General features: G+C 54.2%; 8 protein-coding genes. 6 read left to right on the top strand and 2 right to left on the bottom strand.

From position 1 onward, the window contains the following. The first annotated feature begins 126 nt into the window (after positions 1–126). Positions 127–2,205 carry a S9 family peptidase gene (locus MXMO3_RS01120; protein ID WP_205468056.1) on the top strand — a complete coding sequence of 693 codons (2,079 nt, stop codon included), beginning with the start codon at positions 127–129 and terminating at the stop codon, positions 2,203–2,205. A 98-nt stretch (positions 2,206–2,303) separates the two neighbouring features. Here the strand turns inward: MXMO3_RS01120 and aceA are convergent, their stop codons facing one another. Then, positions 2,304–3,593 (bottom strand): isocitrate lyase, encoded by a 1,290-nt coding sequence (gene aceA, locus MXMO3_RS01115; RefSeq protein WP_027835763.1) that lies wholly within the window; start codon positions 3,591–3,593, stop codon positions 2,304–2,306. A gap of 111 nt (positions 3,594–3,704) precedes the next feature. Next, a complete protein-coding gene (locus MXMO3_RS01110; RefSeq protein ID WP_027835762.1) occupies positions 3,705–3,956 on the bottom strand; it encodes a hypothetical protein in 252 nt (83 codons plus the stop codon). A 162-nt stretch (positions 3,957–4,118) separates the two neighbouring features. On the opposite strand from MXMO3_RS01110, the gene MXMO3_RS01105 reads away from it, so the two are divergent. The 5 genes from MXMO3_RS01105 to murJ all read left to right on the top strand — a co-directional run bounded on the left by MXMO3_RS01105 (position 4,119) and on the right by murJ (position 13,924). Further along, positions 4,119–5,534, top strand: coding sequence for a helix-turn-helix domain-containing protein (locus tag MXMO3_RS01105; RefSeq protein WP_117394668.1), 1,416 nt, complete (start codon positions 4,119–4,121; stop codon positions 5,532–5,534). Between the two features lie 295 nt (positions 5,535–5,829). Continuing rightward, complete coding sequence (gene olsB / locus MXMO3_RS01100; protein WP_205468055.1) at positions 5,830–6,636, top strand: l-ornithine N(alpha)-acyltransferase; 807 nt, start codon at positions 5,830–5,832, stop codon at positions 6,634–6,636. An 88-nt stretch (positions 6,637–6,724) separates the two neighbouring features. Further along, positions 6,725–9,535: a DNA mismatch repair protein MutS gene (mutS, locus tag MXMO3_RS01095; protein WP_245985780.1), complete on the top strand. Its 2,811-nt coding sequence runs from the start codon at positions 6,725–6,727 to the stop codon at positions 9,533–9,535. Continuing rightward, complete coding sequence (locus MXMO3_RS01090) at positions 9,528–12,359, top strand: [protein-PII] uridylyltransferase (protein ID WP_051213936.1); 2,832 nt, start codon at positions 9,528–9,530, stop codon at positions 12,357–12,359. Before mutS ends, MXMO3_RS01090 begins: the two co-directional genes overlap by 8 nt. Continuing rightward, positions 12,359–13,924, top strand: a complete 1,566-nt coding sequence (gene murJ / locus MXMO3_RS01085) for a murein biosynthesis integral membrane protein MurJ (RefSeq protein WP_117394667.1) — start codon at positions 12,359–12,361, stop codon at positions 13,922–13,924. The genes MXMO3_RS01090 and murJ overlap by 1 nt, the downstream gene beginning before the upstream one ends. Positions 13,925–14,019: the final 95 nt, after the last annotated feature.

Raw genomic sequence — 14,019 nt, 5'->3', positions numbered from 1 at the left:
CTCGCGGCGACCTTGGCGCTTTGTTTTTAAACTTCAAGGCCAATTCGCGATAAAAAAAGACAATTTTTGCATTGTCTGACAAAATCCAGCCCACATCTCTTTGGCATTCTGCCAAGGAGTACTTATATGTCATATTCAATCAAATCATCTGGGCTGGCCGCCACGGCCGCCTGTTCAATCTTACTTTCAATGGCCGGAGGCACAATGGCACCCGCATTTGCATCATCTTCCCAATATGACCTTATTCCGCGTGAAGCGCTGTTGGGCAATCCCACCCAATCACAAGGCCGCATCAGCCCTGATGGGAAATGGCTAAGCTGGCTGGCCCCAAAAGATGGGGTGATGAATGTGTGGGTTGCGCCCGCAGATGCACCAGACGAGGCCCGCGTGATCACCCAGGATAAAAAGCGTGGCATCAATGCCCATTTCTGGACACCGGATAGCGCCTATATTCTGACCCAGCAAGATAAGGGCGGCGATGAGAATTTCCATCTTTACGCCACCAATATCGAAACCGCAGAAACCCGCGACCTAACGCCCATCAAGGATGGGGCCCGGGCGCAAATGCTGAAAATGAATAAGGATTATCCCGGTCGCGCCATTATTGGTATCAATGAACGCGACCCGCAGTTTTTTGACCTGTATGACCTGAATTATCGCACGGGCGAAATGAGCCTGTTGGCGGAGAATCCAGGCTATGGCGGCTGGGATATTGACAATAGCCTTACCCCGCGTTTCGGGGTGGAAACCATTCCCGGCGGCGGCGCCAACATCTATCATGTGAATGAGAAGGGCGAAAAAGGCGATCTGTTTCAAACCATTGAAAATGATGACTTTTTCAATACGAATCTCATCGGATTTTCAAAGGATAATAAGAGCATCTATATGCTCGACAGCCGTGGGCGCGACAAAGCCGCCTTCACCAAGGTCGAGATTGAAAGCGGCAAGTCGACGGAACTTGCCAGCAGCGACCTCGCTGATATTTCCAATGTGGCAACCGACCCGGAAACCTTGGAGCCGCTCGCCTATGCGGTGAACCATTTGAAATCTGAATGGACTGCGCTGGACCCATCGATTGAAGGCGATCTCGAATTTCTGAAGTCGCAGTTCAAGGGCCAGATCAGCATCACCAGCGCCACACGCGACAATCGCAAATGGGTGGTGGTTGATGATGCAGCCGAAGCGCCGGGGACCTATCAGCTCTATGATCGGGACAGTAAAACATTGACCGAACTGTTCTCCAGCCGTCCTGCTCTGGCCGACGCGCCGTTGCAGCCAATGCATCCTGTGGCGATTAAAGCCCGTGATGGGTTGGAACTGGTGAGCTATTACACCTTGCCCCCGGGCACAGACGAAGATGGCGATGGCATCCCTGATCAACCTGTGCCGACGATTCTGTGGGTGCATGGCGGCCCTTGGGCACGCGATGGTTATGGCTATAACGCCACCCACCAATGGATGGCCAACCGGGGCTATGCCGTGTTGAGCGTAAATTATCGCGGCTCCACCGGCTTTGGCAAAAATCACGTAAACAGCGCCATTGGCGAATGGTCAGGCAAAATGCATGATGATTTGATCGACGCGGTAGATTGGGCGATTGAAAAAGGCATTGCCGATCCAGATAAAGTCGCCATCGGCGGCGGCTCATATGGCGGTTACGCCACTTTGGTAGGCGTGACCTTTACGCCAGACAAATTTGCCTGTGGCGTTGATATTGTCGGCCCGTCCAATCTCGTGACCTTAATGGAGAGTTTCCCACCCTATTGGCGACCTGTTTTGGAAGGCACCTTCTATCGTCATATTGGTGATCCGGCCAAGCCAGAAGATCGCGAGCGCATTGTGGCCCAATCGCCCTTGACCCATGTGGACGAGATCAAAGTACCGCTTTTGATCGGCCAAGGGGCAAACGATCCGCGTGTAACGAAAATCGAGGCTGACCAAATCGCTGACGCGATGCAGGAAAAGGGCCTTCCGGTGACCTATTTGAATTACACCGACGAAGGCCACGGTTTCCAGCGCCCGGAAAACCGCTTGAGCTTTTTCGCCACAATGGAAGGCTTTTTGGCCGAATGCCTGGGTGGCCGTGCTGAGCCAATTGGCGATGCCTTTAAAGGATCTTCCGCTGAAATTTTGGCGGGCATTGAAGGTGTGAAAGGCCTGGAAGCGGCGGCCAAAGCATTGGCCCCGGGGCAAAAAGCCGACTAAATTCGACATGAAAAAACCGGCGGGAAAACCCGCCGGTTGAGTTTTGACTGCTGGTCGCCAGCTGTGGGGACGACGACCTTTCGTCAAAGGGTTGGTCGTTAGAACTGCGCCGTTTCTGTCGAATCGCTCATCGCAGTTGTGGAGCTTGAGCCCTGGCTAACCGCCATGGAAACCGCATCAAAATAGCTGGTGCCCACTTCGCGCTGGTGTCGTGTGGCAGAGAAGCCGCGGCTTTCCGCCCCAAATTCGGCCTGCTGCAATTCTGAATAGGCAGCCATGCCGCGCTCTTTATAGCGGCTCGCCAGATCGAATGTGGTGTAGCTGAGATTGTGGAACCCGGCCAAGGTGATGAACTGATATTTATAGCCCATCGCGCCCAGTTCAGCTTGGAATTTCGCCATCTCATTTTCACCCATATGTTTCGCCCAGTTGAACGATGGTGAACAATTATAGGCCAGCATCTGATCCGGATATTCAGCCTTGATCGCTTCAGCAAAGCGGCGGGCATCATCCAGATTTGGCGTTGAGGTTTCACACCAGATCAAATCCGCATAAGGCGCATAGGCCAAACCGCGGGCAATCGCAGCATCAAAGCCACCTTTCAAGCGATAAAAGCCTTCTTCGGTGCGCTCGCCTGTTACGAACGGTGCGTCATATTCATCAACATCCGAAGTGATCAGCCGTGCGGCTTCCGCGTCGGTCCGCGCCATAATCAGTGTCGGTACGCCCATAACGTCAGACGCCAAGCGCGCCGCATTCAATGTGCGGACAAAGGTTTTTGTCGGCACCAGAACCTTGCCGCCCAAATGGCCGCATTTCTTTTCAGAGGCCAACTGATCTTCAAAGTGAACCGCTGCAGCGCCCGCTTCAATCATCGCCTTCATCAGTTCAAAGGCGTTCAACTGGCCGCCAAAGCCGGCTTCCGCATCGGCGATGATCGGCGCAAAGAAATCATAATCCGTGGTGCTTTCGCCGGACAGTTTTTCCATCGTTTGGATCTGATCCGCCCGTTGCAACCCTTTATTGATGCGCTTGACGATCGCAGGCACGCTATCTGCCGGGTAAAGCGATTGGTCGGGATACATATTGCCCGAATTGTTGGCGTCCGCCGCAACCTGCCAACCTGACAAATAGATGGCCTTCAAACCCGCTTTGATCTGCTGCACCGCCTGGTTGCCGGTGAAGGTGCCAAGGGTGGGCACATAATCTTCCGTATGCAAAAGATGCCATAATTTCTTGGCGCCATTTTCAGCCAATGAATGCTGGATGGGCAGTGAGCCAGCCAATTTGGCCACATCTTCAGGCGTGTAATTACGCTTGATATTTTTCCAGCGGTCGGGTGCCCATTCGGGGGCTTTGAACTGGTTCTGTTGGTTGCGGTCGAGCATTATCTTCTCCCTTTAGATACACACCTCCCAGCCGCCGAGAAAGTCTCGGCGGTGGACACCGCATGAGCTACGGCATCTTTTGGAGGGAAGTTTATTCAGTAGATTTTGTGTTTAGCCTTGGCGTGGCATTGAGCGGCGGAACGTGGCGGCGATCATTTGCGCGCCTTCAAACATATCGGTGCTTGGATTGTCGCCATCCGCAAGGGCAAACCGATGTTTGTCGACAGGACCCACAATCGCATAGCCCTCTGTATCGAGGCCGCGCGCCTTAAACTGACGCATGGCGTCAGCCACAGTGCGCGCAATGATTGTGATGTACTGATCTTGCGTTTGCGTGTGGGGCATTTCGATTGTGTGTGTCATTGTTGTTCTCCATGTTCGGGCCAATCCCGAAGTGACAATGTAAAGATTTGACAAATGGGCTCAAAATGCAAGATAATTCGTAATATCAAGGTGTTAAGGTGTAAATCCTTGTAAAGTGAAGCAGAAATTATTGTAAATTTCTGTAAAGTTCGGGAGGACGAAATGGACAAGGCTGGGCCACAAATTGGCGGTAAAATCAGGCGCTTAAGGCGGCAAAAGCATGTGAGCCAAGCTGATCTGGCCAACGCGCTGGGCATCTCTGCGAGCTATTTGAACCTTCTGGAACACAACCGCCGCAACATAACGGTGCCGCTGCTTTTTAAGCTCGCGGGTCATTTTGGCATTGAACCGGGTGAGCTGGTGGAAAGCGATGAAGGCCAATTGGTTGGTGATTTGATGGAGCTGTTTGGCGACGATCTTTTTGCCGATAGCGATCTCACCAACCATGAAATCCGCGATCTGGCCTTTTCCAACCCCAATGCTTCGCGCGCCATCTTGCGGCTGTTTGATAAATATCAGGAAACACGCGGCGGCAATGGTCAAACACCGCAAACGGATCAACCCGCCCCCACTGGCTATCATATGGCCACGGAGGCGATTTCCGATTTCATCCAGGAAAACGCCAACCATTTTCCGGCGCTGGAAGCCGCGGCCGAGCGCGTGCGCCACGATATCGACCAGGCCTCCGACAATTTCGACTATGGCATGAAGTCCTATTTGGCCAATGTGTTTGGCATCGAATGCAAGTTGGCGTCGCTGCCCCATGGCGTGGCGCAGCGCTTCGATGAAAACATATCGCGGCTGTTCATCTCTGACGTTTTAGCGCCCGAAACAGCGCTCTTTGCTGTGGCCCACCGCCTGGCAATCCTGTCGGCAGAACATCAGATTAACGAAATCATCGACCAATCCACCTTGCCCGAAGAGGGCGATGCACCGCTTTTGGCGCGCAATGTGTTGGCGTCCTATTTCAGTGCCGCTTTGGTGATGCCCTACGAGCCGTTTTTGCGGGCGTGCCGCGAATTCCGCTACGACGTGGAGCGGATTTCCAGGCGTTTTGGCGCCAGCTTTGAACAGGTCTGCCACCGCATGACCACACTGCAGCGCCCCGGCGCACAAGGCATTCCCATGCATTTGGTGCGCACCGATATTGCGGGCAATATCTCCAAACGCTTCTCGCTTTCCGGCATCCATATTCCGCGCCATTCGGGTGCCTGTCCGCGTTGGAACATCTATTCCGCCTTTTTGCAGCCGGAAAAAGTCAATATTCAAATCTCGCAAATGCCGGATGGCGAAACCTATTTCTGCATTGCCAAAAGCATTGCCAAGGGCGGCTATCGCCACAACGCGCCCCGCCGCCACCTGTCTATCGGGTTGGGGTGCCATATTTCTCACGGCAAGGAGATGATTTACGCCGATGGGATGGACCTCAAAGATATGAGCCAAGTGGTGCCCATCGGGGTGGGCTGCCGCATTTGCCCGCGGCTGGAATGTGGCCAACGTGCCCACCCGCCTGCGGACCATCGTTTCCATCTCGATAGCTCGCAAAAGCTAGAAAACCTTTATGCAAAAATGAGTTAGATGCATGTGCCCAGCCGCCTGCCCATTCACCATTGGACACCAAATCTTTTGCACCTTCTTTTTAAACCGCTTATAGTGTCCAAAAGGGCTTGAACCGTGCGCTTAAAAGCACGGAGTTGCAGGGGTAAAACGCGCAAAAATGTTTATGTTCGATCTAAAGGGCAGGGAGACTGCTCCGCAGCACCGACCAAATCCGAAATGGTACCATAATATCTTTGCGGCGATGCCCGGCCTCAGCAATGGGCAGAGTTCGCCTATTAGCGCACTGGATCAAAAATCAACTTTTGCGATGCCCATGACCTTGGCGCGCATTGGGTCGCTTGAGGTGCGTGTTGCCATGAGCGCCAGCGAAGTGCGCAAGGCGCAGGAATTGCGCTATAAGGTGTTTTACGAAGAAATGTCGGCCCAACCGGATGGCCGCACCCGTCGCACCAAACGCGACGCTGATGAATATGATCCCCTTTGTGACCACATCATCGTTGTCGATCATGAGAATTTGCAGGGCATGGCCGGACGGCCGAAAATTGTGGGCACCTATCGCGCGTTGCGCTCGGATGTGGCGCTGGCATCAAACGGCTTTTATTCGGCAGCGGAGTTTGATTTGAAGCCGATGCTGGCCACCCATTGGCAACAGGGCTTTTGCGAAGTGGGCCGCTCCTGCGTGCTGCCTGAATATCGGGACAAGCGCACAATGGAAGCATTGTGGGTCGGCCTTTGGGCTTATGCGGTCCTGCACAATATTGACGTGTTTTTTGGCGTCGCCAGCTTTGAAGGCACCCAGCCGGATGAACACCAAGAGGCCCTCAGCTATTTGCGCCATTACTGCCAGGCGCCAAAAGAATGGCGGGTATCGCCGCAGCCGGAAGTGGCGGGCGAGCTGGATTATTTGCCCAAAGACGAAATTGACCAACGCGCAGTGATCAAGAAGCTGCCGCCGCTGATCAAAGGCTATTTGCGCATCGGCGCCTATATTGGGGATGGCATCTTTGTCGACAAACAATTTGGCACCACTGATGTGATGATCATCACGCTTTTGGATCAAATGCCCGAGCGCTATAAGCAACATTTCCGCAACCTGACCGGATTAGACCGGAAAAACTGAGAATATGGCTGTCATGGCTGTTGGCAAGCCGATCCCTCATGTCCTAGTGTTTTGAGCTCATTCGCCTCAAAATTGTGATTATTTGCCCATGACCCAAGACGTCAATAAAGACGCACCCCAACAAAACCATAAAGATGGGGCCGCTGCTCAAAACGGCGCGCCAAGCCTGGCTCATGATATTGAGCAAGAAGAATATGGCGCAGGCGATCCAGAGAAAAAGCCGAAAAAGACCACCAGCAGTGCCCAACCAACGCCCATGATGGCGCAGTTTTTGGAAATCAAGGCCGTCAATCCGGGTTGCCTGTTGTTTTACCGCATGGGTGATTTTTACGAACTGTTCTTTGAAGATGCCGAAATTGCCTCCAAAGCACTGGGCATTGCCCTCACCAAACGCGGCAAGCATTTGGATGAAGATATCCCCATGTGCGGCGTACCCGTGCATGCGGCGCAGGATTATTTAAAAAGGCTGATTGGCCAAGGCTATCGCGTCGCCGTTTGTGAGCAAATGGAAGACCCGGCAGAGGCGAAAAAGCGCGGCTCCAAATCTGTGGTGAAGCGCGACGTGGTCCGCCTGGTTACGCCCGGCACCATCACCGAAGATGATTTGCTGCCCACCAGCAGCAACAATTATGTCGCAACGCTCGCCATGCTGCGCCATGGCGAAAACACGTTCGCCATCAGCTATGCCGATATCTCCACCGGCGATATGTTTTATGCCGAGATGGAGCCCAGCGCGGTCACTGACGAATTGGCGCGCATTGAGCCACGCGAACTGGTGTTGACCGCCGCGACACGCGATGCGCTGATCGAGGCAGGCGGGCTGCCGCCAAGTGCAGATATCCAGTTGGCCGAAGAACGTGCCGAGTTGTTTGATTCTGATCTGGCTGGCGACCGGATCGCTAAATATTTTGCGGCGGATCAGCTCGATCCGTCAGCCTATTCCCGCCTAGTGCGGGCGGCCATCGGCGCGCTGATCGGCTATATCGACGAGACCCAGCGTGGCGCGCAAGTGCCACTGCGCTTGCCCCGCATCGGCGGCGCCAACACCATGATGATTGACGCGGCCACGCGCGCATCGCTTGAATTGTTGCGCACCAATCGCGGGGAAACCAAAGGGGCGTTGCGCCATTGCCTCGACAATTGCGTCACCGCTGGCGGGTCGCGCTTGCTCTCCGCCCGCATCGCCGCGCCTTTGGCCGATCCGGCATCGATAAATGACCGCCTTGATATGTTGGACGATTTTGCCCGTGATGGCCTGTTGATCACCGATTTGCGCGGCAGGCTAAAGGCCGCGCCAGATTTGGTGCGGGCCTTAACACGTTTGTCATTGGATCGGGGAGGCCCGCGCGACATGGCCGCGATCGGCGCGAGTGTGATCGCCGCCGGGCATTTATTGGCCCCGCTGAGCCAAATTCACAACCCGAGCCAAGGGGTGCAAAAACTGTTGGGCGCGCTGGACGCCGCTCCACAGGAATTGGCCGACCATTTGGCGCGCGCCCTCGCCGAAGAATTGCCGCTATTGCCGCGCGACGGCGGATTTGTGGCCAAGGGTTACAGCCAAGAATTGGATGAATATCGCAGTTTGGCGACGGAAAGCCGCCAAATCATCGCCGCATTACAGGCCGAATTCGCAGAGAAGACCGGGATCAAATCCATTAAGGTGAAGCACAATAATGTGCTGGGCTATTTTGTTGAAGTGCCCGCCGCCCATGGCGATAAAATGATGAGTGCCCCGCTCAATGAAAGCTTTATTCACCGACAAACGCTGGCCAATGTGGTGCGCTTCACCACGGCTGAATTGTCGGAATTGCAAGGCAAGATCACCCGTGCCAGCGAGGCCGCAGTGGCCATTGAACAAGGCATTTTTGGCCAGTTGCGCGATGAAATATTGGCGCAGACAAAACCATTGCAAGATGTGGCCGACGCATTGGCGGAACTGGATTTCGCCAGCGCCATGGCGCTTTTAGGGTTAGAGCGCAACTATGTGCGCCCCAAAATTGACCAAAGCACCGCCTTTGATATTGATGCAGGGCGCCACCCGGTGGTGGAAATGATGTTGCAAAAAGAAGGCACCACCAATTTTGTCGCCAATGATTGCGACTTGTCCGGCCCTGAAGATAAGGGCGAAATGGGGTCACTCTGGCTGATCACCGGCCCCAATATGGGCGGTAAATCGACCTATCTGAGACAAAATGCGTTAATCGCCATCATGGCGCAAATGGGTGTTTATGTGCCCGCCCGTTCGGCCCATATCGGTGTGGTGGATCGGATTTTCTCCCGTGTTGGCGCCGCCGATGACATTGCCCATGGCCGCTCAACCTTTATGGTGGAAATGGTGGAAACCGCCGCTATTCTAAATCGTGCAACAGCCCGTTCACTGGTGGTGTTGGACGAAATTGGCCGCGGCACCGCCACATTTGATGGTTTATCTATCGCCTGGGCCGCTGTTGAAGCTTTGCATGAAAACACCAAGTGCCGCGCCCTGTTCGCCACTCACTATCATGAGCTGACCGCCCTTTCGGAGCGGTTGGATCGGGTGAGCAACCACACCATGAAGGTGCGGGAGTGGGAAGGCGAAGTGGTGTTTTTGCACGAAGTGGGCGCGGGCACGGCGGACCGATCTTACGGCATTCAAGTGGCCAAATTGGCTGGTTTGCCGGATCACGTGGTAACCCGGGCGCAAGAAGTTTTGGATATATTGGAAAAACGCGAGGCTGGCAGCATGGAAGAAGGCATGAACCAATTGCCGCTTTTTGCCGCACGTCCGCAGCCAAAACCGGAAAAACACAAAGATTTGCTTGCACAAAAAATGAAAAGCATAAATCCTGACGAAATGACGCCCCGTCAAGCAATTGAATTGATTTACGAACTCAAAAAACTATCGAGGAACAATGCCTGAATCTAATCGTGTGCCCAAAGCATTTAAACTGCGAAAAGCAGACGATTTGATCGGACATATTCTCGGTCAGTTGGGTGACCTGTCGCCGTCGAGCAATGACGCGCGCAATATCGTGTTGGCCACCGCCAAAAAGGCCCTGGCGGATGCCCGCAGCCAAAGCGAGCAGGATTTGCTGGAAGATGGGAAGGGCAAGCGCTGCGCCAAAAACCTGTGCGCGGCCCAGGATGAAATCATCAAAATGGCGTTCAAGTTCGCCTCCGGCTATGTGTTTCCAGTGGTCAATAGATCAGACGCGGAAACCCTCACCATCGCTGCCGTGGGCGGCTATGGCCGGGGCACGCTGGCGCCGGGCTCCGACATCGATTTGCTGTTTATCCTGCCCTACAAGCAAACCCCTTGGGGCGAAAGCGTCACTGAATATGTGCTCTATTTGCTGTGGGATTTGGGCCAAAAAGTTGGCCACGCTGTGCGCTCTATTGATGAATGTATCCGCATGGCCAAAGCAGATATGACCGTGCGCACCGCCACGCTGGAAAGCCGCCAGATCATTGGCGATTTGGCGCTTTATGACGAGTTGCAACAACGCTTTGCCGATGAAATTGTAGCTAATTCCGGGCCGGAATTTATCGCGGCCAAAATGGCGGAGCGGGATGAGCGGCACGAAAAAATCGGCAATACCCGCTTTGTGGTGGAGCCAAACATCAAGGACGGCAAGGGCGGCTTGCGCGATTTGAACACCTTGTTTTGGATCGCGAAATATTTTTACCGCGTGCGCACCAGCGCCGAATTGGTCAAGAAAGGTGTGTTCTCGCGCGCCGAATTTCGCCGTTTCCAACGCTCTGAGGACTTTTTGTGGGCCATCCGCTGTCATTTGCATTTTCTCACCGGCCGATCCGAAGAAAAGCTGTCGTTTGAACTGCAACAAGATCTTGCCCAACGTTTGCATGTGAGCGGCCGCGCCGGACTGCGACCCGTGGAGCGCTTGATGAAGCGCTATTTCTCGGTGGCTAAAGATGTGGGCGATCTGACCCGTATTTTTTGCACCTCGCTCGAATTTAACCACGCCAAAGATGTAGACGTGTTGGGGCGGATGCGCAAAAGCCTTTCAGGCCGCCGCAAAATCAAGGGCGAAAAAGACTTTGTGGTGGATCGCGGCCGGATCAATATTGCCGACAAGCAGGTGTTTGAACGCGATCCCGTCAATCTAATCAAAGTGTTTTGGGTTGCCGGGCGCGAAGGCCTGTTGTTTCACCCCGATGCCTTAAAGGAACTGACCCGCTCGCGCCAAATGATTGGCAAAGAGGTGCGCCAGAGCAAAAAGGCCAATGAATATTTCCTCAAAATTCTCACCCATCCACAATCGGTAGAGCGGATTTTGCGGCGCATGAATGAAGCCGATATCTTGGGCAAGTTCATTCCCGAATTTGGCCGCATCGTCGCGCTGATGCAATTCAATATGTATCACCATTATACGGTGGATGAGCATTTGATCCGCGCTGTGGGCGTGTTGGCCGAAATTGTCGAAGGTGGCTTGAAAGACGAGCTGCCGCTCACCCATGAATTGCTGCCGCATCTGGCCGACCTCAAGCTCTTGTTTGTGGCCCTGTTTTTGCACGATATCGCGAAAGGGCGGCCGGAAGATCACTCAACTGCTGGCGCGAAAGTGGCGCGTAAACTGTGTCCGCGCTTTGGCCTGACGCCTGCCGAAACTGACACAGTGGCTTGGCTCATCCAGAATCATTTGGTGATGAGCGAGATCTCGCAATCCCGCGATGTGCAAGACCCTCAAACCGCCACCAATTTTGCCGATATTGTGCAAAGCCCGGCGCGGCTTTCTCTGCTGCTGGTGCTGACCGCGTGCGACATCCGCGCCGTGGGGCCGGGTGTGTGGACCGGGTGGAAGGGGTCGCTTTTGAGGGCGCTCTATTACGCCACAGAGCCGCTCCTATCGGGCGGTCACTCGCAAATCAGCCAGGCTGAGCGCATTGAAGCGGCGAAAGAGCGCCTTAATCAGGCCTTGCGCGATTGGCCTAAGAACCAGCGCGAAGACTATATTGATAGCCATTATTCCACCTATTGGGTGCGCTCTGAGTTTGAGTTGCAAATGGAACACGCCAAAATGATCCGCAAGGCCAATCAATTGGGCCAATCATTTGCAGGCTGTGTGAGTGTGAAGGCCTTTGAGGCGATCACCGAACTGTCCATTTATACCCCCGATCATCCGCGCTTGCTGGCATTGATTGCCGGGGCTTGCACCTTGGCCAATGCCGACATTATGGGCGCGCAAATTTCGATGATGCGTGACGGCCATGCCCTCGATACGCTGCGCCTGAAACGTACGTTCACTGCCGATGAAGATGAGCGTATCCGCGCTCTCAAAATCATCGAAACGGTGCAAAAATTACTGTCGGGCGAGAAATATCTGCCCAAGGATTTGGGGCGTGATTCCAAGCTTAATAAGCGGCTCAAGCCCTTCTCCGTGCCGACAGATATTTACATCTCCAATTCGCTTTCAAAAAAATTCACCGTGATCGAGATTTCGGGATTGGACCGCACCGGCCTGCTGCATGATCTGACCCAGGAAATTGCGGATTTAAGCCTGACCATTCAATCGGCCCACATCGGCACCTATGGCGAAAAAGCCATCGACGTTTTCTACGTTACCGACCTGACAGGCATGAAAATCACCGACAAGTCGCGGCAGAAAAAGATCAAAGAGAGCCTTTTGGAAGTGTTTGCCGGGTTCGAACGCGAGAAAAAAGCCCAGCGCGCCAAACGCCACAAAAAGCTGCGCGCAGGCGAGTCGCTTAAGGGTCTTGCCTAATGAGCTTGGTGAAAAACTTCGCCTCGGTCGGCGGGGCGACGCTTTTGTCGCGCATACTCGGCTTTGTGCGCGACATCATGATGGCCGCAATTTTGGGCGCTGGCCCGGTGACCGACGCATTCGTCGCCGCGTTTCGTCTGCCCAACATGTTCCGGCGGATATTGGCCGAAGGCGCATTCAACACCGCATTTATCCCGCTATTTGCCAAGGCCCTGGAAACGGAAGGCGATGAAGCGGCAAAAAACTTCGCCAAAAACATCATTTCATCATTGATTGGCCTATTGTTGGTGCTCACCTTGTTGGCCGAAATCTTTATGCCGCAATTGGTGATGGTCCTGGCGCCGGGTTTTCAGGAAAATCCTGAAAAATATAACCTCACCGTTTTGTTCGCGCGGATTTGCTTCCCTTATCTCGCCTGCATGTCGATCATGGCAGCCTATGCCGGCATATTAAACTCGTTGCGGCGGTTTTTGGCTGCGGCGCTTGCCCCGGTATTGCTCAATGTGGTGATGGTTGGCTGCTTGGTAGCCCTCGCTTTCACCCGCCCGGAGATTGAGCAGTCGGGCTTTTGGCTCTCCATCGCCGTGTTGGGCGGTGGCGTCGCGCAAGTGGGAATGATCATCTTCGCCCTGGTGCGCACAGGTTTCTTGCCACCGCTATCCTTGCCCAAAATAGACAAGGATTTGCGCCGCTTTTGGACCTTGGCTGTGCCCGCGATTTTCACCGGCGGTGTCACTCAAATCAATATTTTGGTGGGCACCAATATCGCGTCAAATGAGGCCAGCGCCGTATCCTATCTCTACTATGCGGATCGCCTCTACCAACTGCCCTTGGGCATTATTGGTATCGCCATCGGCGTGGTGTTGTTGCCTGAATTGTCACGGCGCCTCAAAGCGAATGATTTGGATGGGGCCGCGCAGGTGCAAGATCAGTCCATGCTGTTTGCCATGTTGTTGACGGTGCCAGCGGCGGTGGCGCTTTTTGTGATTGCCGAGCCGATCATCAAGACATTGTTTGAATATGGCGCATTTTCCGCCTTTGCGGCAGAACAGAGCGCCATGGCGCTGGCGGTCTTCGCGCTCGGCCTGCCCAGTTTTGTACTGGCAAAAATCTTGCAGCCCGCCTTTTTCGCCCGCGAAAATACCGCCACCCCAGCGCTGTTTGCTGTGGTCACCGTGGCGGTGAATATCGGCTTTTCATTGGCCCTGTTTCCGGCGTTCAAACATGTGGGCATTGCCGCCGCCACAACCATTGCAGGCTGGACCAATGTGGTCTTGCTCGCTGGGGGGCTGATCCGTAATAAGCAATTGAGCCTGACTCAATCCACCCGCGACAAGCTGTTATTGCTTGGCCTTGGGGCAGCACTTATGGGCTGGGCGCTGGTGGGCGGCCAATGGCTGCTGGCGCCCTATTTTGACGCCACCAACCTTGTGCTAACCCGCTTTCTCGCGCTCTTCGCCCTGATCGGTGGCGGGGCGGTGATCTATTTTGGCTTGGTGCATGTTTTCGGCATCTATAATTTGCGCCGATGGCGGCAAATTGCCAGCAACCCAACCAAAGGCTAAACCCAAACGGGCCTTTTCCCTCGCGCGCCACTTCACCTTTTGTTTTATTTCGCTATAAGTATGCGCGTTAAATCATATCAAGTAACCAAATAGGT

It is taken from the genome of Maritalea myrionectae (assembly GCF_003433515.1).
Classification (GTDB): domain Bacteria; phylum Pseudomonadota; class Alphaproteobacteria; order Rhizobiales; family Devosiaceae; genus Maritalea; species Maritalea myrionectae.
This window is presented reverse-complemented; position numbering and strand designations above follow the sequence as displayed.